The sequence below is a fragment of the Microbacterium sp. ET2 genome, assembly GCF_030347395.1.
Classification (GTDB): domain Bacteria; phylum Actinomycetota; class Actinomycetes; order Actinomycetales; family Microbacteriaceae; genus Microbacterium; species Microbacterium albipurpureum.
In genome coordinates this window covers 3,540,214-3,566,599 of sequence record NZ_CP128170.1, presented here as the reverse complement: position 1 = coordinate 3,566,599, position 26,386 = coordinate 3,540,214, and the positions used below count along the sequence as shown (strand labels likewise).

The 26,386-nt window shown below is 68.7% G+C and carries 23 protein-coding genes; 9 read left to right on the top strand and 14 right to left on the bottom strand.

Features of this window, described 5'->3' with window-relative positions:
* Positions 1–47: 47 nt before the first annotated feature.
* Positions 48–440, top strand: a complete 393-nt coding sequence (locus tag QSU92_RS17260; protein ID WP_289263841.1) for an RDD family protein — start codon at positions 48–50, stop codon at positions 438–440.
* Positions 441–444: 4 nt separating this feature from the next.
* Here QSU92_RS17260 and QSU92_RS17255 read toward each other — a convergent pair whose 3' ends face one another.
* Positions 445–1,155 carry a DUF4191 domain-containing protein gene (locus tag QSU92_RS17255; protein ID WP_179559177.1) on the bottom strand — a complete coding sequence of 237 codons (711 nt, stop codon included), beginning with the start codon at positions 1,153–1,155 and terminating at the stop codon, positions 445–447.
* A gap of 122 nt (positions 1,156–1,277) precedes the next feature.
* Here QSU92_RS17255 and QSU92_RS17250 point away from each other — a divergent pair, with 122 nt between their 5' ends.
* Positions 1,278–2,642 carry a hypothetical protein gene (locus QSU92_RS17250; RefSeq protein WP_289263838.1) on the top strand — a complete coding sequence of 455 codons (1,365 nt, stop codon included), beginning with the start codon at positions 1,278–1,280 and terminating at the stop codon, positions 2,640–2,642.
* Between the two features lie 39 nt (positions 2,643–2,681).
* Here QSU92_RS17250 and sucB read toward each other — a convergent pair whose 3' ends face one another.
* From sucB to QSU92_RS17235, 3 genes are all read right to left on the bottom strand, one after another.
* Positions 2,682–4,496: a 2-oxoglutarate dehydrogenase, E2 component, dihydrolipoamide succinyltransferase gene (gene sucB / locus QSU92_RS17245; RefSeq protein WP_289263836.1), complete on the bottom strand. Its 1,815-nt coding sequence runs from the start codon at positions 4,494–4,496 to the stop codon at positions 2,682–2,684.
* Positions 4,497–4,590: 94 nt separating this feature from the next.
* The gene (lpdA, locus tag QSU92_RS17240) at positions 4,591–5,979 is read right to left on the bottom strand and encodes a dihydrolipoyl dehydrogenase (protein WP_289263834.1); all 1,389 of its coding nucleotides are present in this window, start codon (positions 5,977–5,979) and stop codon (positions 4,591–4,593) included.
* Positions 5,976–7,442: a leucyl aminopeptidase gene (locus QSU92_RS17235; RefSeq protein ID WP_289263832.1), complete on the bottom strand. Its 1,467-nt coding sequence runs from the start codon at positions 7,440–7,442 to the stop codon at positions 5,976–5,978. Before QSU92_RS17235 ends, lpdA begins: the two co-directional genes overlap by 4 nt.
* Positions 7,443–7,524: 82 nt before the next feature.
* Here QSU92_RS17235 and QSU92_RS17230 point away from each other — a divergent pair, with 82 nt between their 5' ends.
* The 3 genes from QSU92_RS17230 to QSU92_RS17220 all read left to right on the top strand — a co-directional run bounded on the left by QSU92_RS17230 (position 7,525) and on the right by QSU92_RS17220 (position 10,748).
* A complete protein-coding gene (locus tag QSU92_RS17230) occupies positions 7,525–8,445 on the top strand; it encodes a proteasome assembly chaperone family protein (protein ID WP_289263830.1) in 921 nt (306 codons plus the stop codon).
* A 236-nt stretch (positions 8,446–8,681) separates the two neighbouring features.
* Complete coding sequence (locus tag QSU92_RS17225; protein WP_289263828.1) at positions 8,682–10,037, top strand: RNA polymerase sigma factor; 1,356 nt, start codon at positions 8,682–8,684, stop codon at positions 10,035–10,037.
* Between the two features lie 12 nt (positions 10,038–10,049).
* Complete coding sequence (locus QSU92_RS17220; protein ID WP_289263825.1) at positions 10,050–10,748, top strand: coenzyme F420-0:L-glutamate ligase; 699 nt, start codon at positions 10,050–10,052, stop codon at positions 10,746–10,748.
* Positions 10,749–10,758: 10 nt separating this feature from the next.
* Here QSU92_RS17220 and QSU92_RS17215 read toward each other — a convergent pair whose 3' ends face one another.
* The 3 genes from QSU92_RS17215 to QSU92_RS17205 are packed head-to-tail and all read right to left on the bottom strand — an operon-like array spanning position 10,759 to position 14,474.
* Complete coding sequence (locus QSU92_RS17215) at positions 10,759–11,679, bottom strand: AEC family transporter (protein WP_289263823.1); 921 nt, start codon at positions 11,677–11,679, stop codon at positions 10,759–10,761.
* A gap of 26 nt (positions 11,680–11,705) precedes the next feature.
* The gene (locus QSU92_RS17210; protein ID WP_289263822.1) at positions 11,706–13,604 is read right to left on the bottom strand and encodes an alpha-amylase family protein; all 1,899 of its coding nucleotides are present in this window, start codon (positions 13,602–13,604) and stop codon (positions 11,706–11,708) included.
* A gap of 21 nt (positions 13,605–13,625) precedes the next feature.
* Positions 13,626–14,474, bottom strand: a complete 849-nt coding sequence (locus tag QSU92_RS17205; protein ID WP_289263819.1) for a DNA-formamidopyrimidine glycosylase family protein — start codon at positions 14,472–14,474, stop codon at positions 13,626–13,628.
* A 207-nt stretch (positions 14,475–14,681) separates the two neighbouring features.
* Between QSU92_RS17205 and QSU92_RS17200 the strand changes: the two genes are divergently transcribed.
* From QSU92_RS17200 to QSU92_RS17190, 3 genes are read left to right on the top strand one after another with little or no spacing between them, the layout of a single operon-like run.
* A complete protein-coding gene (locus QSU92_RS17200; protein ID WP_289263817.1) occupies positions 14,682–14,927 on the top strand; it encodes a hypothetical protein in 246 nt (81 codons plus the stop codon).
* A 51-nt stretch (positions 14,928–14,978) separates the two neighbouring features.
* Entirely contained in the window at positions 14,979–15,914 is a 936-nt protein-coding gene (locus QSU92_RS17195; RefSeq protein ID WP_289263815.1) for a pseudouridine-5'-phosphate glycosidase, read from the top strand.
* Positions 15,914–16,756, top strand: coding sequence for a carbohydrate kinase family protein (locus tag QSU92_RS17190; protein ID WP_289263814.1), 843 nt, complete (start codon positions 15,914–15,916; stop codon positions 16,754–16,756). Before QSU92_RS17195 ends, QSU92_RS17190 begins: the two co-directional genes overlap by 1 nt.
* A 114-nt stretch (positions 16,757–16,870) precedes the next feature.
* Here the strand turns inward: QSU92_RS17190 and QSU92_RS17185 are convergent, their stop codons facing one another.
* Both QSU92_RS17185 and QSU92_RS17180 read right to left on the bottom strand, forming a co-directional pair.
* On the bottom strand, positions 16,871–17,650 hold the full coding sequence (locus QSU92_RS17185) for an SDR family oxidoreductase (RefSeq protein ID WP_289263812.1): 780 nt from the start codon (positions 17,648–17,650) through the stop codon (positions 16,871–16,873).
* 30 nt (positions 17,651–17,680) lie between these two features.
* Complete coding sequence (locus QSU92_RS17180; RefSeq protein WP_289263809.1) at positions 17,681–17,944, bottom strand: DUF6458 family protein; 264 nt, start codon at positions 17,942–17,944, stop codon at positions 17,681–17,683.
* 130 nt (positions 17,945–18,074) lie between these two features.
* Between QSU92_RS17180 and QSU92_RS17175 the strand changes: the two genes are divergently transcribed.
* On the top strand, positions 18,075–18,638 hold the full coding sequence (locus QSU92_RS17175; RefSeq protein ID WP_289263807.1) for a dihydrofolate reductase family protein: 564 nt from the start codon (positions 18,075–18,077) through the stop codon (positions 18,636–18,638).
* A gap of 42 nt (positions 18,639–18,680) precedes the next feature.
* Here the strand turns inward: QSU92_RS17175 and QSU92_RS17170 are convergent, their stop codons facing one another.
* From QSU92_RS17170 to polA, 5 genes are all read right to left on the bottom strand, one after another.
* A complete protein-coding gene (locus tag QSU92_RS17170; protein WP_289263806.1) occupies positions 18,681–19,442 on the bottom strand; it encodes an SGNH/GDSL hydrolase family protein in 762 nt (253 codons plus the stop codon).
* Between the two features lie 19 nt (positions 19,443–19,461).
* Complete coding sequence (locus QSU92_RS17165; RefSeq protein ID WP_289263804.1) at positions 19,462–20,817, bottom strand: MFS transporter; 1,356 nt, start codon at positions 20,815–20,817, stop codon at positions 19,462–19,464.
* A gap of 9 nt (positions 20,818–20,826) precedes the next feature.
* Positions 20,827–21,891, bottom strand: a complete 1,065-nt coding sequence (locus QSU92_RS17160) for an LLM class flavin-dependent oxidoreductase (protein WP_289263788.1) — start codon at positions 21,889–21,891, stop codon at positions 20,827–20,829.
* Between the two features lie 93 nt (positions 21,892–21,984).
* A complete protein-coding gene (locus QSU92_RS17155) occupies positions 21,985–23,658 on the bottom strand; it encodes a DUF885 domain-containing protein (RefSeq protein WP_289263784.1) in 1,674 nt (557 codons plus the stop codon).
* A 75-nt stretch (positions 23,659–23,733) separates the two neighbouring features.
* Complete coding sequence (gene polA / locus QSU92_RS17150; RefSeq protein ID WP_289263783.1) at positions 23,734–26,373, bottom strand: DNA polymerase I; 2,640 nt, start codon at positions 26,371–26,373, stop codon at positions 23,734–23,736.
* Positions 26,374–26,386 lie beyond the last annotated feature (13 nt).

The window sequence follows — 26,386 nt, the reverse complement described above, 5'->3', positions numbered from 1 at the left end:
CCTTTGTTTCCGGCATGTTACGCGCCCACCGACGGTAGTGTGGAATCGTGGTCGCCAGCGCACAGGACTATCCCGGGGAGCGGCTGGGACGCCCCCGTGAGGGCGCCGGATCGATCGGCCGCCTCGGCCGGCGCGTGGGCGCACTGTTCATCGACTACGGTGCCGCATATCTGATCTCGGGATTCTTCGGGTGGGATGCCCTGGCGATTCTGATGATCTTCGGCGCCATTCAGATCGTCTTCCTCCCGACGCTGCAGGGAAGCCCCGGCCACCGCATCTTCGGGATGCGACTGGTGCGCCTCGACGGCGGGTGGGTGGGGCTGTGGCGGCCGGTGCTGCGCACGATCCTGTTGATCCTCGTCATCCCCGCGGTGGTCTGGGACGCGGATCAGCGCGGCCTTCACGACAAGGCGGCGGCCACCGTCCTCATCCGGGACTGAGCGCTCAGCGAGGACGGGGGGCGCGCACGCGCTGCGGGTCGATGCCCTTGGGGATCGGCAGCGACGCAACCGACTGCGACACCGAGTCCATCCGCTTCACCACGGCCGCCATGGTGGCGCGGTCGATCTTCTTCGGGAGGGACTTGATGGCAGGAGCGAGCTTGCCGATCGGCACCTCGTCGTCGCCGTGACCGACGTACAGCACGGTGACGGGAACACCGGATGCCACGCGCTGCGCCTTTCCGCGCTCCTCGTTCACGAGCCGGGTGAGCCGCCCCCGCGCCCCTTCACCGACGATCACGATGCCGCCACGGCCTATCGCGCGGTAGACGGCCTCCTGAGTCTTGGGGTTGATGCCCACCGGCATCTCCGATGCGCGCCAGCGGCGACCAAGGGCGCTCGACAGCACGTAGCCGGTGGCGCCGGGCATGCCGTCGATCTTGCGATACATCGCCTTCGTCGACAGCCGCGTCATGGTCATCAGCGCCGCGAGGATGCCGAACATGAAGCCCGTGATGCCCCACAGGATGATGCTCCAGATCGCTCCCGGCGGGATCAGCGCACCGAGCGCGACACCCAGGAGGGTACCGCCGATGAGGATGCCGACGAGGGCCCAGGGCAGCCAGCGGTACGCCTGGACCGTGAAGGTGTAGAGGGTGCGGATCTGCGAGAAGAACCCGGGACGCTTCTCGGGGGCGGTACTGCGTGCGGCCATGATTCCAGCCTACCTTTCCGGCCCTGGCGACCACTCCTGCACAAGACCGGGAACGAGTCCCGCTGTCCACAGTTCGGGGGGAGCGCGGACACGTTGAGAGTCGCAGACACGAATCTGGGGTGATGGCGATCGATTCCGAGCACGCGCTGCTGCGGTCCTACCGTCCGGTGCGACGGCTGGATGACACCAGCGCGCCGTGGCCCGGAGAAGTGGTGCGTGACACCGAGGGCGCTGCGTGGCTTCTCGTGGATGCGAGTGCGCTCGGCACGCACTGGGCGGGATGGCGGGCCTCGGAATCGGAGCATCTTCTCACCCCCGCCGACCTCGTGAGAACGGCGGCGGGCCATGCGGCACTGTTCCCGATCTGCAGCGAACGGGTCATCGACGTCGTGAGGCGTCGTTCCGAGGACGATGACCCGCTGTCGGCGGGCGAGGCTCTCACCCTCGCCGTCAGTGTGCTGCGCGGCCACCTCGACGCCGGAGCGACGGCCGGAGAGACAGCCGGGACCTGGTGGCTCACCGACGAGGCGCGCCCGGTGCTGGCGCTGCAGCCGGCCGGGCCATCCGAGTCCGCTGAGATCTTCCGTCTCCTCGTCGGGGGGTTTCCGGCATGGAGCGACGTGCTGCGCGACGGCCTCGCGGCACTGGCTCAGGCTGACCTGCACGAACGCGATGCCCAGGCACTCGAGGCGCGGCTGTTCGCTCTGACCGCACCGCAGCCCCTTCGCGTCGGGGCCAAGAGCATTCCGTCGCTGCGGGATGGCGCTGTGCTCGGCGTCACTGCCCGACCTCTGCCGACCCGTAGGGGGTCGCGGGCAGCGGCGAGGGCAGCGGCTGCCGGCGACATCCGTGGTCAGGGACTGCTCGCCCGTGTCTCGACACTGATGGACCGCGACCTCGGCGAGACCGTCTCCCGGGCGACCACCGGCGTCTGGCGGGCTGTCAACGTACGGCGACCCCGATCACGACGTCGGGGACTCATCGTCGCAGCGGGTGCTGCAGCGATGGTGCTCGCCGTGGGGCTGACATGGCCGAGCGACGCGGAGCCGCCGGCAGCGGCCGAGCCCGTGGTGACGGCGCGGGAACCGGCGCAAGGTTCGTCGCCCTCGCCGACGTTCGATGCGGACACCGACGCGTCGAGCACCGACACAGCGATCGATGACGCTGCCCCGCCCCCCGCCACGCCCGATCACCTCATCGTGGTGACCGACGAGCTGTTGAGCGCTCGCGCAGCGTGCGACGCGGAGGCCGCTTGTCTCGCCGAAATGGTTGCCGATCCGACGCGTGCGCTGCCACGCGGGGCAGCCGACCTGCCGGCCGACGCGAGGGCCGTGACGTTCCTCGACGACCTGGGCGGAGCGGCGGTTCTGCGCGTGGACGCCACCGACACGGCGGGTGCTTCTCCGGCGTCGCAGCTCGTCGTCATCGTCCGCATCGGCGAGCACTGGGTCATTCGCGACATCTACGACGCGGGGGCGACATCGTGATCACGATGTCGCCCCCGCGTGGCGCAGCGCCGCTGTGGGTCAGATGCCGAGGTCGCCCTCGAAGTCCGCCTCCTCCAGACGGGCCTTGACGGCGCCCAGGAACCGCGCGGCATCCGCCCCGTCGATGACCCGGTGGTCGTAGGACAGCGCGAGGTAGACGTACGACCGGACCGAAATCGCATCGCGACCGTCGACCGACACCACACCCGGACGCTTGACGACGATGCCCGTGCCGAGAATCGCCGACTGCGGGAGGAAGACCACCGGAGTGTCGAACAGCGCACCGCGCGATCCGGTGTTGGTCAGCGTGAAGGTGCCGCCGGCCAGCTCGTCGGGCTTCAGCTTGTTGTCGCGCGTGCGCGCGGCGAGGTCGGCGATCTCATGGGCGATCTGAGCGAGGTTCTTCGACGCCGCGTCCCGCAGGACGGGGGTGAGGAGGCCGCGCTCGGTGTCGACGGCGATCGAGAGGTTCTCGCTCGCCGGGTAGACGATGTTCGTTCCGTCGACCGTGCTGTTGATGATGGGGAAGGCCTGGAGAGCCTCCGCCGCAGCGAGCGCGAAGAACGGCAGGAACGAGAGCTTGTCGCCGGTCTTGGACTGGAAGTCGCCCTTCACACGGTCTCGGAAGCCGGAGAGCTTGGTGACATCCACCTCGACGACGGTGGTGAGCTGGGCAGTCGCCTGCATCGACGCCACGGCCCGCTCGGCGAGCACCTTGCGCAGCCGCGACATCGGCTGGGTCGTGCCCCGCAACGGCGAGACCTCCAGCGGGGTGCGGGCCGGGGCGGCGGGCGCCGACGCTGTGGCGGCGGGAGCCGGTGCCTTGGCGTCCTCAGCGGCCTTCAGCACGTCCTCCTTGCGGATGCGACCGCCGACGCCGGTGCCCTTGACCGAAGCCAGATCGACGCCCTGCTGCGCAGCGAGCCGGCGCACGAGCGGGGTGACGTAGGCCACCTCGTCGTCGCCGGAAGAGGTCGCCGGTGCGGCCGACGACGGAGTGCTCGAGGGGGCCGGTTCCTGCTCGGTGGCGACCCCCGTGGAGACCGGCGCGTGCGCGACGACCTTCTCAGGGACGGGCGCGACCTCCTCGGCGGGCTTCTCCTCGGCGGCCTTTTCGTCGGAACGCTTCTCCTCACCGGCGGGGGCCGGCTCGGCGGGCTTCTCCTCGGCGGGAGCCTCCTGGGCCGGCGCGGGCGCGGACGGCGCGGCACCGTCACCGATGCGGGCGAGGGCCGAGCCGACAGCGATCGTCTCGTCCTCCTGCACGAGGATCTCCTGGAGGATGCCCTTGACGGGGGAGGGGATCTCGGTGTCGACCTTGTCGGTCGAGATCTCCAGCAGCGGCTCGTCGACGTCGACCGCGTCACCGACCTGCTTCAGCCAGCGCGTGACCGTGCCCTCCGTGACGCTCTCGCCGAGTTCGGGCAGAACGACTTCGGTCCCGCCGCTGGAGGTGGAATCCGATGGCGCTGCCTGGGCGGGAGCTGCGGGACCGTCGTCCGAGGGACCGTCGGCAGGCTCGGCCGTCTCAGCGGCGGGCGCCTCCGCCTGCGCAGGCTCGGCCGACGCGGGCTCTTCCTGCGCATCGGCCGGGGCGGGGGCCTCGCCACCCCCGGAGCCGTCGCCGATCTTGGCGAGGACGGCGCCGACCTCGACCGTCTCGTCCTCGTCGACCAGGATCTCCTCGATCACACCGCTGATCGGAGAGGGGATCTCCGTGTCGACCTTGTCCGTGGAGATCTCGAGGAGCCCCTCGTCGGCCTGCACGGTGTCACCGACCTTCTTGAGCCAGCGGGTGACCGTTCCCTCTGTGACGCTCTCGCCGAGCGCGGGGAGGACCACGGATGTGCTCATGGGCTTGTCTCCTTCGGGGTTGCCGATGTCTTGTCTAGCTTAGTGATGCGCCCGCAGGCCCGTGTCAGGACTGCACCGGCGCGACTTGTCAGGGTCACAGGGCGTGGAGCGGCTTGCCGGCGAGGGCCAGGAAGGCCTCGCCGAGCGCTTCGCTCTGCGTGGGGTGGGCATGGATGAACGGCGCGATGTCCTCGGGGTGGGCTTCCCATCCGACGGCCAGCTGCCCCTCGGTGATGAGTTCCCCGACGCGATCGCCGACCAGATGCACGCCGATGATCGGCCCGTCGGTGAGTCTGACGACTTTGACCAGGCCGCCGGTACCGACGATCTCGCTCTTGGCGTTTCCGGCGAGGTTGTACTCGTAGGACCGCACAGCCTCTGCGCCATGCATCTCAACAGCCCGCGCTTCCGTCATACCGACCGACGCCACCTCGGGATGGGAATACGCGACCCGGGGGATGAGGTGCTCGGGAACGACGACGGGCTTCTTTCCGGCGATCGTCTCGGCGACGAAGATGCCCTGCTGGAAGCTGCGGTGGGCAAGCTGCAGGCCCGCCACGATGTCGCCGACGGCGAAGACGTGCGGAACAACGGTCTGGAGCCGCTCATCGGTGACGACGAAACCGCGATCCAGCGTCACTCCGGCGTCTTCGAGACCGAGGCCTGCCGTGGCAGGTCCGCGGCCGACGGCGACCAGCAGGTAGTCCGCCTCGAGCTGCGAGCCGTCCTCGAGCGAGACGCTGACCGCATCAGCGGTCTGCGTGGCGCCGGCGAACCTGACTCCGAGCCTGAAGCCGATCCCGCGGCGACGGAACGCACGCTCGAGGGCCTTGCTCATGCTGATGTCCTCGGCCGGGACGAGGTGGTCCAGACCTTCGACGATGGTCACATCGACGCCGAACGAACGCCAGACGCTGGCGAACTCCACCCCGATGACGCCGCCGCCGAGGATGACGACACGTTCGGGTATCTCCTCCAGCTGCAGCGCCTGATCGCTCGTGAGGATGCGGCCGCCGATCTCCAGGCCCGGCAGAGTTCGGCTGTACGACCCGGTGGCGATGACCACGTCGGTGCCTCGGTAGGCGGTGTCACCGACCCGCACCGCGGGGCCGGCCTCCAGGCGTCCCTCGCCCTCGACGACCCGGACGCCCCGGGTCTTCAGCAGGCTCTGCAGGCCGCGATACTTCTTCTCGACGATGCCCTCCCGATACGAGCGCACCCGGGCCGGGTCGATACCTCGGAACTGCGCGTCGACTCCGATCTCGGCCGCGTCGCGGACCGTGTCGGCGACCTCCCCGGCGTGAAGGAGGGCCTTGGTCGGAATGCACCCGCGATGCAGGCACGTGCCGCCCACCAGGTCCTTCTCGATCATGATCACCGACTTGCCGAGCTCGGCGGCGCGGAGCGCGGCCGCGTAGCCTCCGCTCCCGCCGCCGAGGATCACGAGGTCAGCCGAGATCTCGGGCGCCTCCGAACCGCTCATCGGGCGGCCTCGGTCTGCAGCAGACGCAGCAGGCTGCGCACCGTCGCCCCGGTCGGGCCCTTGTCGGTGAATCCGAACCCGCCCCCCTTGTTCATGCCGACGCCGGCGATGTCGAGGTGGATCCACGGGATGCGCTCATCGCCGTCCGTGGCGGTTCGGCCGACGAAGTGACGCAGGAACAACCCCGCGAACAGCGACCCTCCGGCGGGGTCGCCGATCTTGGCGTTCTGCAGGTCGGCGATCGGCGAGTCCAGCTCATCGACCATGTGCGCCGGAAGCGGCAGCTGCCAGGCGAGCTCGGCGACATCACCCGCGGCTGCGAGGTACCGGGCGACGGCGTCGTCGTCGCCCATGACACCGGTGTGACGGGTGCCGAGGGCGATGGTGATCGCTCCGGTGAGGGTCGCCACGTCGATCAGCAGGTCGGGGTTCTCCCTGCTGGCGGCCACGAGCCCGTCGGCCAGCACGAGGCGTCCTTCGGCATCGGTGTTGAGCACCTCGACCGTGGTGCCGTCGGCGATGCGCACCACGTCGCCCGGGCGCGTCGCACGGCCGGAGGGCATGTTGTCGGCGACGGCGAGCCATCCGGTCACCCGCACCGCGAGCTGCTGGGCGGCCGCAGCGCGGACCACGGCCAGAACGGTGGCGGCGCCGCACATGTCGTACTTCATCCCCACCATCGACGCCGCGGGCTTGAGGGAAAGCCCCCCCGTGTCGAAGGTGATGCCCTTGCCCACGAGAGCGACGTGACGCGTCGCGCCGGCGGGGGCGTAGTCGAGGCGAACCAGACGGGGCGGCCTCTCCGACCCCTGACCGACCCCGATGATGCCGCCGAAGCCGCCGTCGCGCAGGGCCTGCTCGTCCCAGACCGTCACCTCTACGGGCAGGCCCTCGACCTCTTTCTGTGCGCGGTCGGCGAGGTCCGCCGGGCCGAGCCACTCCGCCGGGATCGAGACGAGGTCTTTCACGAGCGCGACCGCGGACACCGTCGCACGCACGGCGTCGAGGGAGGCCTCGTCGAGGTCAGCTCGCCCCTGCAGGACCACGCGACTCGCGCGGCGCTTGGGACCTTCCGCCTTGTATCCATCGAAACGGTAGCCGCCCAGGGCCGCTCCCTCCGCAGCGGCCAGAAGGTGCTCCGAGGCGAACGGCACGGCGACGACGACGGTGTCGAAACCCGTCATTGTGCGCAGGGCCGCGCCCAGCGCGTCGCGGATGGCAGCGGCATCCGGTTCGGCACCCGTCCCGACGACCGCGAGCGGTCCAGTGGTGACCTCGGGCGCGTAGACCCGCTGGAAGGAGCCCGGCGAGCCGCTGAATCCGGTCGCCACCAGCGCGTCCTTCACTCCGGGCCAGTCGTCCAGCGACGGCGCGCCGTCGACGGGGGGCAGTGCCAGGACGACCGCGTCGGCGTCGATCTCGGCAAGGGGGGCGGAACGATATTCGAGGTCGGGGAACGACATGGGTTCCATCCTATTGAGCGGTGTTCGCTGTCAGCGGCAGCGGTCCGGCTCGCGGTGTCGCGGCGACTCGTAGCATGGAGCCATGCCTTACGCCGGTCCTGTGTACGAGCGCTCGGTCTCCGCCCCGGCTGTCCCGGCGGGCCTTCCTCTCGTCATCGCGCTCACCGGCTTCACCGACGCCGGGGGAGCGGTGGCCCGACTCATCGAGTACGTCCGCGACGATCTCGACCCCATTCCGTTGGCCGTCTTCTCAAACGACATCCTGCTCGACTACCGGGCGCGCCGTCCGATCGTGACGTTCGAAGCCGACCACCTCACCGACTACCGCCCGCCGCGACTGGAACTCTCCCTCGCGCACGACGCCCTCGGGACGCCGTTCCTGGTGCTCGCCGGCTACGAGCCCGACTTCGCCTGGGACGCCGTATCCGAGGCTGTCCTCGAACTCGCGTCGAGCTTCAGCGTCTCCTCGGTCACCTGGGTGCATGCCATCCCCATGCCGGTCCCGCACACCCGTCCGATCGGCACGACCGTGAGCGGCACCCGAACGGAGCTGACCGAGGCGCACTCGGTATGGCAGCCCCACACGCAGGTACCCGCGACCGTCGCCCACCTTCTGGAGTACCGGTTCACCGAGAGGGGCGCCGCCGTCGCCGGCTTCGTCCTGCTGGTGCCCCACTATCTCGCAGACACCGAGTACCCCGCCGCCGCCCTTGCGGGACTCGACAGCGTCACGGTCGCCACCGGGCTCGTCTTCGACGGAGACGGCCTGCGCGAAGAGAACCGCGAGTATCTGACGAAGGTCGAGGAGCAGGTCGCCGGCAGTGACGAATTGTCCCGGATGCTGCAGGGGCTCGAAGAGCGATACGACGCGTACATGGCCGGTGCGACCAATGCCACGCCCATCCTTCACACCGGCGATCTGCCGAGCGCTGACGAGCTCGCTGCGGAACTGGAGCGCTTCCTCGCCTCGCGGCCGAGCAGCGATGAGGACAAGCGCCCCTGACGATCGAGGGGAATTCCCCCCGCCTCCTCGGCGTTGTTCCCCGAGGGTGCGTTCGGGGATTCGCGGGGGAGTGCGGATGCGAACCGCCCATACAGATGTGAGACAATGGACGTTCTGACCCATTGTCGTCCCCCGTCCGCTGCCCTGCGTATGGGAACGGGACTTGACAAGGGTCTTACTAGTGTCCGAAAGATACCGCCGCGGCGCTCCGCGTTCGTGACGGTGAAAGGCGAACCGTGACCGCAGGCACGAAGACGACGAACCGCACCACGAAGGACACCGACTCCGCCGACACGGTCGAGGAGGTCGAGACCGCCGCCGCGGCTCCCGCGAAGAAGCGGCCCGCGGCGAAGAAGGCCCCTGCCAAGAAGCCCGCCGCGAAGACGGCGGCCAAGGGCGGCAAGAAGAAGGCCGACGCCGACGAGGTCGACGAGGAGATGGACGACGTCGAGCTCGACGCCGACGACGAGGTCTCCGGCGACGAGGTCGATGACACCGAGGGCGACGGCGACACTCCGGCACCCAAGGCTGCTGCCGCAGCGACGACCGAGGGGGAGTCGGAGGATGAGGAGGAGGAGACCGCCAAGCCGGTCTTCGCCGAGCCGCTCCCGACGGGCGCCATCGTCATCTCCAACGACGAGGACGACATCCCCGTCTACTCGACGCAGATCACCGGCGCCACCGCCGACCCGGTCAAGGATTATCTGAAGCAGATCGGCAAGGTTCCGCTGCTGAACGCGGCCGAAGAGGTCGAGTTGGCCATGCGGATCGAGGCGGGCCTGTTCGCCGAAGAGAAGCTGTCGCACATGTCGGCAGCCGAGAAGGCGTCGCAGCTGGGCCTGGACCTGCAGTGGGTCGCACGTGACGGCCAGCGCGCCAAGAGCCACCTGCTGGGTGCGAATCTGCGCCTCGTGGTCTCCCTCGCCAAGCGCTACACGGGACGCGGGATGCAGTTCCTCGACCTGATCCAGGAGGGCAACCTCGGTCTCATCCGCGCGGTCGAGAAGTTCGACTACACCAAGGGCTTCAAGTTCTCGACGTATGCGACCTGGTGGATCCGGCAGGCGATCACCCGAGCCATGGCCGACCAGGCGCGCACCATCCGCATTCCGGTGCACATGGTCGAGGTCATCAACAAGCTCGCCCGGGTGCAGCGGCAGATGCTGCAGGACCTCGGTCGCGAGCCCACGCCCGAGGAGCTCAGTCGCGAGCTGGACATGACCCCCGAGAAGGTCATCGAGGTGCAGAAGTACGGTCGCGAGCCGATCTCCCTGCACACCCCGCTCGGCGAGGACGGCGACAGCGAATTCGGGGACCTGATCGAGGACACCGAGGCCGTCGTCCCCGCTGACGCCGTAGGATTCACGATGCTGCAGCGTCAGCTGGAGTCGCTGCTGGACTCGCTGTCCGAACGCGAGGCGGGTGTCATCCGCATGCGCTTCGGGCTCGGCGACGGTCAGCCGAAGACCCTCGACCAGATCGGCGACACCTTCGGTGTGACGCGTGAGCGCATCCGCCAGATCGAGTCCAAGACGATGGCCAAGCTCCGCCACCCGAGCCGGTCGCAGTCGCTGCGGGACTACCTTGAGTAAGCGGTCGGACGCGTGACCGGCGAAGCGAACGACGGCAAGGCCCTCACGGTCAGCGTCGACGGGCTCTCGTTCGCCCGTATCCCGATCCGCACGCGTGTCGTGATGCCGGGCGACGATCTCGACGCGTTCGTCCGCGAGTACGCGGCGAGCCTCGTGCGACCGGATGATCTGCTGTTCGTGACCGAGAAGATCGTCGCGATCACGCAGGGCCGGTCGTACCCGCTGGACGAGATCCAGCCGAGACGGCTCGCGCGATTCCTCTCGCGCTACGTGACCCGGACCCCGCACGGCATCGGACTCGGGATGCCCGAGACCATGGAGATGGCGCTCCGCGAGTGCGGGACCCCCCGCATCCTGCTCGCCGCCGCCGTCTCGGCGGTGACGAAGCTGTTCGGCCGCAAGGGGGATTTCTATCGGATCGCCGGCGACAAGGCGCGCGCGATCGACGGCCCGACCAGCGGCACCATTCCGCCGTACAACAGGGCCGTCGTCCTCGGACCTGATCGCCCTCGTGACGTGGCGCGTCGGCTCAAGGACCTCCTCGACGGCGTCCCCGAGGTGGCGGTGGTCGACATCAACGACCTCGGCGGCAACATCCTAGGGTCGACGGTGGGCAAGGCTCGCGAGAATCAGCTGGTCGAGATCCTGAAGGACAACCCGCTGGGTCAGGGCCACCAGTCCACGCCGCTCGGCATCATCCGCTCAGCCTGACCTGCCATCCTCAGCTGAGGATCGCCGTCACGGTGAGAAGGACGGGGATGCACCCGATCGTGGTGAGGAATACGGTATCCCGCGCGATCGCCTCTCCGACGTCGAACCGCTGGGCGTAGTTGAACACATTCTGCGCGGTCGGGAGGGCGGCCAGCACGACGATGACGAGCACGTCGGCGCGGGGGAGTGCGAACACCACCGCGCCCACCACCCAGGCGATCGCCGGCATCACCACGAGCTTCAGCGTCGTGGCGAGGATCACGTCGCGACGACGTCCGTGTGCGCCGAGCACGCGCTGGCCGAACAGTGACAGGCCGTAGCTGATGAGCAGCACCGGCACGCAGGCATTCGCCACCAACTGGGCGGGCGCCATGACGACCTCGGGAAGATCGATGCCGCTGATCGAGACGGCCGCGCCCAGGGCGGAGCCGATGACGATGGGGTTGGTGAGGACGCGGCCGATCGTTTTGCCGAGGGACGAGCGGCCGGATGTCACGGCATCGAGGATCGCCATGGTGATCGGCGTGAAGACCAGAAGCTGCAGGAGGATGACGGGAGCCGGGAACGCGGCGTTGCCGAGAAGGTAGAGCGAAAGGGGGATGCCGATGTTGTTGGAGTTCACCTGGCCCGCGCTGAGGCTCCCGATCGTCGTCTCGGCGACCGACCGGCGCCACAGGAGGCGGGCGATGAGCGCGTAGACGACGAAGACCGCGACCGCCGCGATCGCCGACACCGGCAGCAGCGACGAGAAGAGCGTCCGCACGTCGGCCTCGGCGAGCACGACGAACAGCAGGAACGGCGACAGGACGAAGAAGGTCAGCCGCGCCAGGACGGGTCGGGCGTGTTCCCCCAGCAGGTTGATGCGTCCGAGGATGTAGCCGAGAAAGATCGAGACGCCCACCACGACGAAGCCGGTGAGAGCCGAGAGCATCCCTCGATGCTAGTGCGGCAGAGCACTCACGCCGGTTGCACGCGAAGCCAGAAGACGCCGTGCGCCGGCAGCATGAGGCCGCTCGCGAGGAGGACCGGGTAGCCCGAGACGATCTCCGTGGCATCCGTTCGCAAGCCCGAGAAGGTGACCGGCTCGATCAAGACATCGGAGTCGCCCACGTTGCCGAGAACGAGGATCGTGCCGTCCGCGCCGACACGCTGGAATCCCACGACCTGCGGGAACGGCGTGTGGAACGGGAGCAGCGGATTGCCGGCGGCGAACTCGGGGGAGTTCTTTCGCGCTCGGATCAGGGCGTGCAGGCGGGTGCTGATGCGGCCGGCGACGGTCGACGGGTCGCGGCGAGACGCGTAGGCCTTCTCGTCTCGATGCGGACGATGCACCCATCGGCTGTCGTCGGCATGCGCGGGATCATCGCGATAGCCGTAGTCGTTGAGCTGGCCGACCTCATCGCCGAGGTAGATCAGCGGGATCCCTCCGGTGGACAGGGCGAGCGCGTGGGTAAGGACGACGCGGTCCTCACCCCCGGGATCGCCCGCCTCGACGCCCGCGAGAGATGCGGTGGTGCCCGCGATGCGGGCATCACCGGTCTTGGGATTGTCCTGGAACGGTTCACCGCGCGAGAACGTGCCCTCGAACCTGCCGACGTAGAAGTCATTGAGGAAGCGGCGGTGCGGATAGCCGTCGATGCCGAGCGCCGCGGCATCCTCATCGGCGAACGTCCACCCGATGTCGTCGTGGCTGCGCACGTAGTTCACCCACGAGGTGCCCCACGGCAGGGCGTGACGCTCGTCGAGGGCCTTCTGCAGCAGCCGGGCGTCCCGGGTCGCGAGGGCCTCCCAGCCGAGCGCCATCTGGAGCGGGTTGTAAGACAGCTGGCACTCATCGGGCGAGATGTAGGTGATCACCTCATCGGGGTGGACGATCGCCTCGGATTTGAACAGCACCGAGGGTGCGGCAAGCCGCAGGACGAGATTGAAGGCGCGCAGCAGCAGATGGGCTTCCGGCAGCGACTCGCACGGTGTGCCCAGGCGCTTCCAGATGAACGCGACGGCGTCCATGCGGAGCACCTCGACGCCCTGGTTGGCGAGGAACATCATCTCCTGCGCCATCGCCCGGAACACCCGGGGGTTGGCGTAGTTGAGGTCCCACTGGAAGTGGTAGAAGGTCGCCCAGATCCAGCGCCCGTCGGGCAGCTGCACGAACGCGCCCGGGTGGTCGTCGGGGAAGATCTCGCGCACCGTCTCCTCGTACCGGTCGGGCATCGTGCGGTCGGGGAAGATGAGGTAGAAGTCCTCGAAGTCGGGGTCGCCGGCAACGGCCTTGCGGGCCCACTCGTGCTCGTTGCTGGTGTGATTGAAGATGAAGTCGAGCACCAGCGAGATGCCGGCGTCTCGCAGATCGGCTGAGAGCGCGGCCAGGTCGGCCATGGTCCCGAGCGCCGTCTGTACCTTGCGATAGCTCGAGACCGCGTAGCCGCCGTCGTTGTTGCCCTCGGGGGAGTCGAACAGGGGCATCAGGTGGAGGTAGGTCAGCCCCAGCTCCTGGAAGTAGGGAATCTGCGCCCGGATACCGGCGAGGGTGTCCGCGTACCGGTCGACGTAGCAGACACCGCCGAGCATGCGCTCCGACAGGAACCAATCGGGGTGAGTGGTGCGCCGTGCGTCGAGGTCTTTGAGCCCCGCGGGGCGATCCCGCCACCCGGCCGCTGCCGCTGCGATCACCTCCGCAAGGGCCTCCTGTCCGTCTTCCCGATCGCCGTACAGCTGCAGGAACAGGCGGTGCAGCTCAGGGAGGACCGAGGCGAGGCGCTCATCGAATCCGGGGTCGGCAGCGCCCAGCGTTGTGCGCGCCGCCGCCGTGGCCGCCTGAAGGTCGATCGAGGAATCAGGACTGAGGCGTGTCATGGCGCTCCACATCGTCGGGGATCACGTGGATCGCATCGTATCGCCCGCCGCGGGGTGCAGGCCGGGCTCGGCCGGTCTCGGCGGGTGCGGCTGGCAGCGCGGGCACCACCACGTCCGCCGCCGCTCCGGATCGTTCGGCACCTCGGCCGCGACCTCGATCGTCGTGCGGCAACGCAAGCACGGTCGCCCGGCACGACCTACGACCCAGTGAGTCGATCCGCGGCCACGATCACCGGTGGTCACCTGATACATGCCGGGGACCGTGGCCGAGATGCGCAGGCAGCGGGCGGCCAGGTCGACGAGCGCTGCGATATCCGTGCCGCCGACGGGAGCGAAGGGATGGATGCCACGGAGGAAGGCGAGCTCGTTCACCCAGAGGTTTCCGAGCCCGGCGAGATTCGCCTGGTCGAGGAGCGCAGCCACGGTGGGCCGGTCAGGGCGTCTCGACAGCCGTCGCATCGCCTCAGCGGCATCCCAGTCTTCTCGAAGCGGATCGGGACCGAGCCGTTCGCGCACGCGCTGCTCGTCGGTGGTCGGCGCGTATTCCATGACCGGCACATCGACGCCCCACAGCGTGACACCGTCGTCGAGGGCGAACCGGCAGCGCACACGGTGCAGCTCCGCGCGTGGAAGCGGGCGTTTCGTGACCGACCAGGATCCCTGCATCTTCAGATGGGTGTGCAGCGACCATCCGTCGTCGAAGCGTGTGAACAGGTGCTTGCCGTGCGTGTCGTACGAGAGGATCTGTCGTCCGTCGAGCTTGGCGCCGGCGTGAGCGCCGGAACGGAGCTCACCCGACACGATGGTGCGACCGACCGACGCGTGCGCCAACCGGCGGGCGAGGCGATAGACGCTGTCACCCTCCGGCATGCCGCAACTCTAGGCTGGACTACGGACATCGCCGATTAACCGATAATGCACATTATGTCATTTCAACGAGAGCGAGTGAGCCCGTCGACTCCCCTCACCGCGCGACGTGAGCGCACAGAAGTGGGCGCACAGTGGCCGGGCCGAAGCACGAAGTCGAGCGTGCGCAAGCCCCCTGTGCCACGCGACGGTCGGCCGTACTGTCACCTCATGGACATCTCCGACGTAGCCTGGAACGAGCCCGCTCGCGCGAAGATCCTCGACGATGCCGATCACGTCCTCCGTGAGGCCGTGAGGAAGGTGGCCGAACAGGACGAGGTCTCTTCCGACGACGCCTTCGCCCAGCTCAATCACCTCCTCAAGGATCGGTTCATCGACTACCAGCCGGGTCCTGACATCCGCACGTACGCCGATGCCATCGCCGCCGGCGAGTTCCGCGGCGCCACCGATCAGTAGGAGTCCGTCTGGAGCTGGTTGACTAGCGGCAACATCCAGCAGGGAGCTTCCATGACCTCGTCCCCTCGCCAGACGCCTGGCGGGCTCGTCATCGCGCCGCAGGTGCGAGACGCCCTCGACCGCGGCCGACCCGTGCTCGCCCTCGAATCGACGATCTTCACCCACGGACTCCCCCGGCCCCGCAACCTCGAGGTCGCGCGGGAGGCGGAAGCTTGGCTGCGTGATCACGGCGTCCTCCCGGCGACGATCGGGGTCGTCGACGGGCAACCGATCGTCGGCCTCTCCCCCGCTGAGATCGAGCGATTGTCGACCGACGACGACGCGGTCAAACTGAGCCTTCGAGACCTCCCCGTCGCCGTCGCGAAACGCCTGAGCGGCGGCACCACCGTCGCGGCAACGGCATTCCTCGCGCGTCGCGCAGGCATCCGTGTGTTCTCGACGGGTGGTCTGGGCGGGGTCCACCGCGACGCCCAGCAGACCTTCGATGAGTCAGCCGATCTGCCGACGCTTGCGGCACTTCCCCTCGTCGTGGTCAGCGCCGGTGTGAAGTCGATCCTCGACATCCCTCTCACTCTGGAGCGCATGGAGACACTGAATCTCACCGTCGTGGGGTACCGGACCACCGACTACCCCGGCTTCTACATCGCCGACTCCGGGCTCGACATCGAGTACGCCGCGGACTCGGCCACCGAGATCGCCGACATCGCGCGCGCCCGCGACGCCCTCGGGATCTCCTCCACGCTCCTCGTGGCGCGTCCCGTCGACACCGACCTCCAGCTGACGCCCGCGGTCCATGATGAGGTGCTCACCAGCGCACTCGACGCCGCCGCCGCAGCCGGGGTGTCGGGCCATGACACCACGCCGTTCCTCCTGGACTTCATGCAGCGCGAGACCGCTGGGCGGAGCCTGGACGTCAACGTCGAGGTTTACCGCGGCAATGTGGCCCTCGGCGCCGAGATCGCCGCCGCTCTCGCCGGCGTCCAGTGATGCTCACGGTCATCGGCGATCTCCTCGCCGACATCGTCGTTCTCGGCGCGTCCTCGCTCGATCGCGGCACCGACAACCCGGTGACCATCACCCATACCCGGGGCGGCAGCGCGGCCAATGTCGCCGCGGCCGCCTCGCCCGCGGCATCCGTCCGCTTCATCGGCAGGGTCGGATCGGATGCCGAGGGCGAGGCGCTCGTGCACGAGCTGGAGCGCGCGGGAGTCGAGGTTCGCGTGCAGCGAGCGGGACGGACCGGGTCGATCGTGATCCTCGTCGACGAATCCGCCGAGCGGACGATGCTCACCGATCGCGGTGCCGCCGCCGAGCTCGGTCCCATCGAGACCGCGTGGCTGGAGGGCACGCGCTGGCTGCATCTTCCGCTGTACGGCTTCGCCGACGCGCTGTCGCGTGAGGCGCTGCTCTCCGCAGCCGCCTGGGCGCGCGAGCGCGCCGTGCCCCTCAGCATCGACCTGTCGAGTGTGGCGACCATGCGGGCGCTGGGGCAGGCGACGCTGGCCGATCTGCTCGCACGTCTCTCCCCCGCAGTGGTCTTCGCGAATGCCGAGGAAGCCGCCCTCCTCGTCGAGCTGGAGGTCGCGCTGCCCGCGCGCACGGTGTTCGTCGTCAAGCGCGGTGAGGACCCCGTGCAGGTCCGCGATCATGACGGCCTCACGCAGATCGCGGTCGACCGCGTCGAGGGCGTGATCGACACCACCGGCGCCGGGGACGCCTTCGCCGCCGGCTACATCGTCGCAGCGCTTCGCGGCGACGACCCCGCCCGGTGCGCCGGCGCCGGCTGCGCGTCAGCGCGGCAAGCCCTCCTCCAACCCGGTGCCCTGTAGCCGGAGGCCGCCTCCGCGGCGCCGAAACACTGCGTTTGCGTCGAGCCACCGCGATATTCCGGGTGTCTCGACGCGAATGCGGTGTCTCGTCGCAGCGCGACCCCGCCGGGTCGCCTAACCCGTGGCGAACCCGCCGTTCACCTTCAGCAGTTGTCCGTTGACCCACGAGCCCTCCGGCGACAGGAGGAACCGGACGGTGTTCGCGATGTCGTCGGGTGTGCCGAGGCGACCCGCCGGTGTGGCTTCGCGTGCGCGACGTCGGATGTCCGCATCCATCCAGCCCGTGTCGATCGGCCCGGGGTTGATGACGTTCGCCCGCATGCCCCGCTCGCCCAGTTCCGCGGCCGCCGCGATGACGATCCGATCGAGTGCGCCTTTGCTCGCACCGTAGGGCAGATTGTGCGCAGTGTGGTCACTGGTCAGCGCGATGACCGACCCGGCGACCTCTCCCCCGGCGGCGCGCTGCGGCAGCCGTTCGGCGAACGCCTTGATGAGAAGCCACGTCGCCCGCGCGTTGACGGCGAAATGGCGGTCGAAGCTCGCGATGTCGGTGCTGAGGATCGAGCTGTCCACAGACTCGCAGTGAGACATCACAAGCGCGCGAAGAGGCCCACTCGCCGAGGCAGCGGCGACGAGCCGCTCCGGCACGTCGGGATCGGACAGGTCCGAGCCGATGACGGTTACCGCGACGCCCTCCGCGCGGCACGCGGCCGCGATGTCGTGGGGATCGGATGCTGCGCGCTCCAGACCCACCCTCTCGTCGTATTCGTCCCAGTGGTTCAGGACGAGATCCCATCCATCGCGGGCGAGACCGAGAGCGAGTCCCGCTCCGATAGACCGGCGACGTCCGACGCCGGTGATGAGGGCGGTACCCGGCGGAGACGAAAGGCTCATTCCTCGAGCCTATGGTCCGCCGGGTGGGTGTCAGAGCCCCGCGGCGTCGTCGGGACGACTGGTCGACTGACGCGTGACGCGCTCGTTGGTCGCAGGGTCGACCGTCGTGCGGCTCACCGACTCCGAGCTCCGGCGACGCGCGAGCAGAACGATGCCGATGAGGAAGACGAGCGCTCCGGCGCCCATCAGGATGTAGCCGATCATGTCGAGGTTGATCCACTCGACCTGCACGTTGACGGCGAAGGCCAGGATGGCCCCGATGGCGAAGAGCGCGATGCCAGCACCGATACTCATGGGTCTCCCCTTTCCGGGTATGCGAGGGCAGTACCCACGAACACTGTGGACCGTGCGCGATGAGCGATGCACCCTCTTGACACCACGGGGGGTGATGCGGCATGTCGGAGGTGAGCCCTAGGCTTCGGCCATGACTCCGGTGATCTTCCACACGGCGACCACGCTGAACGGTTTCCTCGCCGACGACCGGGATTCGCTGGACTGGCTCTTTGCGACACCCGGCGCGGCCGAGGCCGAAAGCGATTTCTCCACCTTCCTCGAGACGGTCGGCGTGCTGGTGATGGGGTCGACGACCTACGAGTGGATCGTCGACCACGAGAACTTGTCGGCCCAGCCCGAGAAGTGGACGGAGATCTACGGCGACCGCGCGACGTGGGTCTTCACGTCCCGCGACCTGCCCCGCATCGACGGGGCGCACCTCCGGTTCGCACGCGGCGACGTGGCGTCGCAGTGGCCGGCGATGCGCACGGCAGCCGCTGAGCGGGCGATCTGGATCGTCGGGGGCGGCGACCTCGCCGGGCAGTTCGCCGACGCCGGCCTCTTGAGCGAGATCAGGCTTTCGGTCGCTCCCGCGACCCTCGCCTCCGGCCGTCCGCTTCTGCCCCGCCGGATCGGACCTGACCGACTTCGCCTCGAGTCGATGTCACGCGCGGGCCAGTTCGCGGAGCTGCGTTACTCGGTACGACCGGCGTGAGCTGCGCGGCAACGCGCGGTCAGCAGATCACCTGACCGAGGATCAGGATGACCCCGGGTGGATCGTGACCCAGTCGGCATACTTCGGCGTCCGACCATCGCCGGACGATGTGCCGGTCAACCGCCGGCGTACCCAGGGACCGAGATGTTCGCGGTAGTAGTCGCGGCGGCCCAGTTGCCCGAGATCGAGCTCGGGCAACGACCACCACTGCTCCGGCGGCGTCAGATCGAGCGCCGTCAGCACCCGAGCGGCGACACGGTGATGACCCCGGCTGTTCATGTGCAGCCGGTCGGGCGACCAGAACGGCGGAGCCGACAGCTCTCGATCGGGCCAGTTCAGCGCACGGATGACGTCGGGGCGATCCTGGATTCGCCCGACGACGGCGATCGACAGGAGGTCGCCACGCCTCTGGATGACGCGGCTGAGCGGAAGCTGGGGCGAGGGATTCGCCCCGGACAGCAGGATGAGTCGCACGCCTTCCTCGTCGCACCGTCGGAGAACCTGGCTGAAGGCATCCGCGATCCCACGGATCGACGTCCGGGGCCGCAGCATGTCGTTGCCCCCGCCGTTGAAGGACAGGTGCGTGGGTTTCAACGCCAGAGCGGGTTCGAGCTGCTCTTCGACGATCGGCCAGACGAGTTTTCCGCGGATCGCGAGGTTGGCGTACTCGATGCGCTGCCCGGTCGCATCAGCCCACCCTTGAGCTGCGAGGTCCGCCCATCCGCGGGTGCGTCCGTCCGGGAGCTCGTCACCGACTCCCTCCGTGAACGAATCCCCGATCGCGACGTAGCGCACTGCAGCCATCAGACCACCCTACAAACGCTCAACGGTCGTCCAAGGCCCGACCTCGCCGGTCGGAAAGACCCCATGCGCCGGCCGCCGCGACGGCGAAGAACGCGGCGAACACGACGAAGAGCCCCGGCGCTCCGCCGAGGGCCAGGAGAGGCGGCACCGCCAGCGGCGCGATGATCGAGGCGATCCTGCCGACTCCTGCCGCCCATCCCGCGCCCGTCGCCCGCACCGAGGTGGGATACGTCTCCGGCGTGATCGCGTACAGCGCGCCCCACGCGCCCAGGTTGAAGAAGGACAGGGCCATCCCCGTCGCGATCACCGTCGCCTCATTCGTCGCCGTGCCGAACAGCACGGCCGAGACAGCGGAGCCGACGAGGAAGACCGAAAGCGTCACACGACGCCCCCAGACCTCGATCAACCAGGCCGCCGCGGCGTAGCCCGGCAGCTGGGCGAGGGTGATGATGAGGGTGAATCCGAAGGAGCGGACGAGGTCGTACCCCTGCGCGAGGAGGATGGAGGGGATCCAGATGAACGCGCCGTAGTAGCTGAAGTTCACGCAGAACCACACCAGCCAGAGGCACGCGGTGCGAACACGGAACTCCGCACTCCAGAGCGCCGCAACACCGGAGCGCACACTCATCGCCGTTGCCGTCGGCGTCGGCGCGCTCGACGGCGACGAAGCCGCGCCGCGAGCGAACAGGGGGGTCGATGATTCGAACGACCGGACCACCGTGTCGGCGTCGCCGGCTCTGCCTCGGCGCTCCAGCCAGCGCGCCGATTCCGGAAGGCCCCACCGAACCACGAGGGCATACGCGGCGGGAATCGCCCCGAGCGCGAAGGCCCAGCGCCATCCGTCCTCGGACGCCGGGATCACGAAGAATCCGATCAGGGCGGCTGCGGTCCAGCCGACCGCCCAGAAGGCCTCGAGGATGACGATGACTCGGCCGCGGATCCTCGCGGGGGCGAGTTCGCTCACATAGGTCGACGCGACCGGCAGTTCAGCGCCGAGACCGAGACCGACGATGAACCGGAGCACGAGGAGCGCCGCCACTCCCCCGACCAGCGCGCTGGCCCCGGTGGCGAGGCCGTAGACCAGCAGGGTGACAGCGAAGACCGAGCGCCGTCCGATGCGATCGGCGAGCAGGCCTCCGAGGCTTGCACCCACGGCCATGCCGAGAAACCCGGCGGAGGCGATGAGCGACGTCTCGGTTCCGGTCAGGCTCCACTGCTGCGCGAGAACCGCGATGACGAAGGAGATGAGCCCCACGTCCATCGCGTCCAGTGCCCACCCCACCCCGGATCCGGTCAGGACCCGGAGATGTCTGCGGGTGAAGGGCAGACCGTCGAGGCGATCGCCGACTGATTCGGGCGCGGTGCGGATGCTCACGCAGTCATGTTAGGGCGCCACCGTCGTCGCCGGCTCGGGCGCGGCATCCTGCGCCTCGGCGACCAGCTCGCGCACGCGCGGGATCACCTGCGTTCCGAAGAGTTCGATCGAGCGCATGAGCTTGTCGTGACCGAGCGTGCCGTTGGAGTACTTCAGGTCGAACCGGTCGAGCCCGAGGGTCAGCACGGTGTCGGCGATCTTGCGGGCGACCCGCTCGGGCGACCCCGCGTAGATGGCACCCTCGCCGACATCCTGCTGGAAGCGGAGACGGCTGTACGGCGGCCAGCCGCGCTCGCGCCCGATCGTGGAGAACATGACGTCGAAGGCGGGATACGCCTCCTCCCACGCCTGCTCGTCGGTATCGGCGATGTGGCCGGGCGAATGCACCCCGATCGGCCGCGACGGGTGTCCGAACGATGCCAGCGACCGGCGGAACAGTTCGGCGTACGGGGCGAAGCGCGCGGCAGGCCCGCCGATGATGGCGAGCATGAGGCCGAAGCCGTACCGCGCCGTGCGGACGACGGACTCGGGCGAGCCGCCCACGCCGACCCAGGCCGGCATGCCCCCCTCGGTCTTGGGAAAGACATCGACGTTCGACAGTCCCCGACGCGTCGTGCCCTCCCAGGTCACCGGCTGCTCGGTCAGCAGCTGAGCGAACAGTTCCAGCTTCTCTTCGAAGAGCACCTCGTAGTCCGTCAGCTCGTAGCCGAACAGTGGGAAGGACTCGGTGAACGAGCCCCGCCCGAGAATCGGCTCTGCGCGACCGTTCGACAGGGCGTCGAGGGTGGCGAAGCGCTGATAGACGCGCACGGGCTCGTCGGAAGACAGGACGGTCACCGCGGTGCCGAGACGGATGTCGCGGGTTCGCGATGCGATCGCGGCGAGAACGACCTCGGGGCTCGAGACGGCGTACTCGCGGCGGTGGTGCTCCCCCACGCCGAAGAACGAGACACCCACCTCGTCGGCGAGCACGGCCTGGTCGACGAGGTTTCGCAGGGTCTGCGCCTGCGACAGGTCATGGCCGTCGGCGTCGACGGTGACGTCCCCGAAGGTGTGGAGTCCGAACTGGATCATGATCGCCCTTTCTCGATGGCCCACAAGGACCTATTCAGACGAATGGAACACTACGGCTTCCAGACTATTCCTCCGAGGACGTCACCGCACGCGTCAGCGTGAAAGCGCTGTGCGGAGGGTGTCCAAGCCCACACCGCCGATATCGAGCGCCTTCTTGTGGAACGCCTTGAGGTCGGCATCCGCCCCGTTCGCCTCACGGTAGTCATCGCGCAGCTGCTCCCAGATGCGCTGCCCGACCTTGTACGACGGCGCCTGTCCGGGCCAGCCGAGGTAGCGGTTCACCTCGAACTGCACGAACTCGTCGGGCATGTTCACGTTGCGGCGCATGAACTCCAACGCGAACGGAGCGTCCCAGACTCCCTCTCCGTCGGGGCGCTGCTTCTCGAGGTGCACCCCGATGTCGAGCACGACGCGCGCGGCGCGCATGCGCTGACCGTCGAGCATGCCGAGTCGGTCGGCAGGGTCATCGAGGTACCCCAACTGCTCCATGAGGCGTTCGGCGTACAGCGCCCATCCCTCCGCGTGGCCCGATGGGCCGGCCAGTAGGCGACGCCACGAGTTCAGCTGCGCGCGGTTGTACACCGCCTGCGCGATCTGGAGGTGATGACCCGGTACACCCTCGTGGTACACCGTCGTGAGTTCGCGCCAGGTGTCGAATTCCGTGACACCCTCGGGCACCGACCACCACATGCGTCCGGGACGGGAGAAGTCGTCGGTGGGACCGGTGTAATAGATGCCGCCCTCGTTGGTCGGGGCGATCATGCATTCGAGGCGGCGGATCGGATCGGCGATGTCGAAGTGGGTCCTGCCGAGTTCGGCGACCGCGCGGTCGCTGGTCTCCTGCATCCACTTCTGCAGCGCCTCGGTGCCGTGCAGCTTCCGCGACGGATCCTCCTCCAGGAACGCCACGGCTTCCTCGACCGATGCGCCCGGCTTGATCTCCCCGGCGATCTGTTCCTGCTCGGCGACCATGCGCGCGAGCTCTTCGACACCCCACTCGTACGTTTCGTCGAGGTCGATCGTGGCACCGAGGAATCGACGCGACATCAGTGCGTAGACCTCCCGACCGACAGCGTCCTTCTCGGTCGCCGCCGGGGCGAGCTCACCGGAGAGGAAGGACGCCAGCTCGTCGTAGGCGACGCGGGCGGCGCCGGCGCGATCGGACAGCTCACGGGCGAGGGATGCCGGCAGCTGGCCCTCGGCCGGGGCAGCGTTGCCGACGAACGTCGTGAAGAACCCCCCGTCGGCGGTGTAGCGGGCGATCTGGGTCGCGACCTCGACGACCTGGCGGCGCGCGGGAACGACTCCCTGCGCGATCCCCTCACGGAGAGTGGAGATGTATCCGTGCACCGCATCGGGGAGGGCCGCCATCCGCGTGCTGATGACCGACCAGTCCTCGGCGCTGTCCGTCGGCATGAGGTCGAACACCGCTCGGATGTCCTGAGCGGGAGAGGCGATCACGTTGAGGTCGCGGAGGTGCCACCGCGCTTCATCGAGCTCGATCTGCAGGTCGAGCTCGCGGGTGAGATCCTCCTTGGTCACGGCGTCGATGTCGTCGACGGGGGTCGCGCTCGCCAGAGCTGCGCGCACCTTCTTCGCCTCCTCGACCACGCGCGCCTGACCCGCGGGCGAGTAGTCGCCATAGCGGTGGTTGTGCTCCGACCGACCGATGTAGGTCGCCAGCGACGGATCGAGTTCGGCCAGGGTGTCGACCCACGCCTCGGCGATCGTGTCGATCGGCGTGGGGGTGCGGGATGCGTCTGTCATACCTCTGAGCCTAGGCACCTCGCTCGGCCGAGCGCCAACACGGCCGTGGCGCGTCTCGACCGTTGACGGGATCGGTCAGTGGCCCGCGGCGTTCCAGTCGCCGCCGCGACCGATCTGCACGTCGAGCGGAACAGTCAGCTCCGCCGCATCCGCCATCCGCTCCCGCACGATGCGCTCCGCCGCATCCCACTCCCCCGGCGCCACCTCGACGACGAGTTCGTCATGGATCTGCAGGAGCACACGTGATCCGAGCCCCTGCGAGGTGAGGTCGTCGTGGATGCGGAACAGTGCGACCTTCATGATGTCGGCGGCGCTGCCCTGGATCGGCGCGTTCAGCGCCGCTCGTTCGGCGTTCTCGCGGAGCACCCGGTTGGGACTGTTGAGGTCGGGGAACGGCCGGCGGCGACCGAAGATCGTCTCGGTATAGCCGTCGATGCGGGCCTTCTCGACCGACGTGCGCAGGTAATCGCGCACGGCCCCGAACCGCGCGAAGTACTCGAGCATCAGCTCTCGGGCCTCGGACTGCTCGATCCGCAGCTGCTTGGACAGCCCGAACGCCGACAGACCGTACACGAGACCGTAGGACATCGCCTTGACCTTCGTGCGCATCGCCGGGGTGACGTCCTCGGGTGCCACACCGAAGACCCGGGCGCCCACGAACCGGTGGGTGTCCTCACCCGAGTTGAACGCCTCGATCAGGCCGGGGTCCTCGGACAGGTGCGCCATGATGCGCATCTCGATCTGCGAGTAGTCAGCGGTCAGCAGCGCTTCGTAGCCTTCGCCGACCTCGAACGCCGAGCGGATGCGGCGGCTCTCCTCGGTGCGGATCGGGATGTTCTGGAGGTTGGGGTCGGTGCTCGAGAGCCGGCCCGTCTGCGATCCCGTCTGGAGGTAGGTGGTGCGGATGCGCCCGTCGGAACCGATCGCCACGTCGAGGGACTCGATGATCTGGCGCAGCTTCGTCGCCTCGCGATGCTGGAGCAGGAGGCTCAGGAACGGATGCGGGTGGGATTCCTGCAGATCGGCGAGCACCGCAGCATCCGTGGAGTAACCCGTCTTGGTCTTCCGGGTCTTCGGCAGCTGAAGCTCCTCGAAGAGCACCTCCTGGAGTTGCTTCGGCGACCCGAGGTTCACCTCTCGTCCGATCGCCGCGTAGGCCTCCTGCGCGATCCGGTCAGCCCGCTCGCCCAGCTCCCCCGAGAACTCCGACAGCTTCGCGTGCGAGACCGCCACACCTGCGAGCTCCATGTCCGCGAGGGTCTGCAGGGTGGGCAGCTCGATGTCGGAGAGAACCGAGAGGACGGGTGCCGCGAGCTGCGACCGCTGCGCCTCGGCGACGCGCAAGGTGAACCACGAAAGCTGTCCTGGGGTCGCGCCCTCGGTCTCGGGGACGAGCTGGGCGGGATCGGCCTCGGGGAGCTTCTCTCCCAGGAAACGATCGGTGAGATCGGCAAGGGATTTGTCGGGGAAGCTCGGTCGCAGGAGCCAGCCCGCCAGGATCGTGTCGAACGCGAGTCCGCCCAGACGGATACCCTCCCGGCGGAGTGCCTTGACCTGCGGCTTGGCGTCGGTGAGGACCTTCGGCGACCCCGAGAGCAGCCACGGGGTCAGGGCCGCGGCGACTTCTTCGGACCAGGTCGCTTCGACGGCGGCGTCGGCCGTGGCGAGTCCGATGCGACGCGGTCGGCCGTTCTCCACGACGACGGTCAGGGCCACATCGCCTGACGTCTGGTCGACCCAGGCCGCCAGACTCGAGGAGTCGGGCTCGGAGGGCGTGGGCGCCGTGGCAGTGGGGACGGCCGCTTGCGCCGACATGGCCTGATCGACGCCCGCGGCCTCGAAGACCCGCGGCAGGAGCGTCCGGAACTCCAATTGCGCGAAGATCTCTCGGACGGCCTGGGCATCGATCGGCCGCACAGCGAGGTCGACGGGACCCACGGGCAGATCGACGTCGGTGAGGAGGGCATTCAGCTGCCGGTTTCGGCGGACGTCGTCGAGATGCTCGCGGAGATTGTTCCCCACAACTCCGGTCACCTTGTCGGCCTGAGCCAGGAGATCATCAAGCGAACCGAACTGGTTCAGCCACTTCACCGCCGTCTTCTCGCCCACCTTCGGCACGCCGGGGAGGTTGTCGCTGGTCTCGCCGACGAGGGCCGCGACGTCGGGGTACATCGCCGGTTCGACGCCGTAGCGCTCGCGCACCGCCTCGGTGTCGTAGCGCTTGAGCTGAGACACGCCCTGCACGTTGGGGTACAGCAGCGTGATGTCCTCGGTGACCAGCTGGATCGTGTCGCGGTCGCCGGAGCAGACGAGGACGTGGAAGCCCTCGGCGGCTCCGCGCGTGGCGAGCGTGGCGAGTATGTCGTCGGCCTCGATGTCCTCCTGCTCGAGCACCGGGATGCTCATCGCCCCGAGGCACTCCTTGAGCAGCGGGATCTGTCCCTGGAACTCCTTCGGGGTCTCGGAGCGGTTCGCCTTGTACTCGGCGTACTGCCGTGTGCGGAACGACTGACGCGAGGTGTCGAAGGCCACAGCGAGGTGCGTGGGCTTCTCGGCCTTGATGAGGTTGATGAGCATCGCCAGGAAGCCGTAGATCCCGTTGGTGTGCTGCCCGTCCTTCGTCGAGAAGTTGTCGACCGGGAGGGCGTAGAACGCCCGGTAGGCCAGCGAGTGGCCGTCCACGACGAGGAGGGTAGGCTTTGCGGAGTCCGTCACCCTGACAGCCTAG

Coding starts and splice junctions, on each gene's coding strand:
- QSU92_RS17190 (WP_289263814.1), top strand. CDS start 15,914: ATGCTCACGGTCATCGGCGATCTCCTCGCCGACATCGTCGTTCTCGGC.
- QSU92_RS17155 (WP_289263784.1), bottom strand. CDS start 23,658: ATGACAGACGCATCCCGCACCCCCACGCCGATCGACACGATCGCCGAG.
- QSU92_RS17195 (WP_289263815.1), top strand. CDS start 14,979: ATGACCTCGTCCCCTCGCCAGACGCCTGGCGGGCTCGTCATCGCGCCG.
- lpdA (WP_289263834.1), bottom strand. CDS start 5,979: ATGAGCGGTTCGGAGGCGCCCGAGATCTCGGCTGACCTCGTGATCCTC.
- QSU92_RS17210 (WP_289263822.1), bottom strand. CDS start 13,604: ATGACACGCCTCAGTCCTGATTCCTCGATCGACCTTCAGGCGGCCACG.
- QSU92_RS17185 (WP_289263812.1), bottom strand. CDS start 17,650: ATGAGCCTTTCGTCTCCGCCGGGTACCGCCCTCATCACCGGCGTCGGA.
- QSU92_RS17230 (WP_289263830.1), top strand. CDS start 7,525: ATGCCTTACGCCGGTCCTGTGTACGAGCGCTCGGTCTCCGCCCCGGCT.
- QSU92_RS17205 (WP_289263819.1), bottom strand. CDS start 14,474: ATGCCGGAGGGTGACAGCGTCTATCGCCTCGCCCGCCGGTTGGCGCAC.
- QSU92_RS17200 (WP_289263817.1), top strand. CDS start 14,682: ATGGACATCTCCGACGTAGCCTGGAACGAGCCCGCTCGCGCGAAGATC.
- QSU92_RS17235 (WP_289263832.1), bottom strand. CDS start 7,442: ATGTCGTTCCCCGACCTCGAATATCGTTCCGCCCCCCTTGCCGAGATC.
- QSU92_RS17175 (WP_289263807.1), top strand. CDS start 18,075: ATGACTCCGGTGATCTTCCACACGGCGACCACGCTGAACGGTTTCCTC.
- QSU92_RS17250 (WP_289263838.1), top strand. CDS start 1,278: ATGGCGATCGATTCCGAGCACGCGCTGCTGCGGTCCTACCGTCCGGTG.
- QSU92_RS17170 (WP_289263806.1), bottom strand. CDS start 19,442: ATGGCTGCAGTGCGCTACGTCGCGATCGGGGATTCGTTCACGGAGGGA.
- QSU92_RS17180 (WP_289263809.1), bottom strand. CDS start 17,944: ATGAGTATCGGTGCTGGCATCGCGCTCTTCGCCATCGGGGCCATCCTG.
- QSU92_RS17215 (WP_289263823.1), bottom strand. CDS start 11,679: ATGCTCTCGGCTCTCACCGGCTTCGTCGTGGTGGGCGTCTCGATCTTT.
- QSU92_RS17160 (WP_289263788.1), bottom strand. CDS start 21,891: ATGATCCAGTTCGGACTCCACACCTTCGGGGACGTCACCGTCGACGCC.
- QSU92_RS17255 (WP_179559177.1), bottom strand. CDS start 1,155: ATGGCCGCACGCAGTACCGCCCCCGAGAAGCGTCCCGGGTTCTTCTCG.
- sucB (WP_289263836.1), bottom strand. CDS start 4,496: ATGAGCACATCCGTGGTCCTCCCCGCGCTCGGCGAGAGCGTCACAGAG.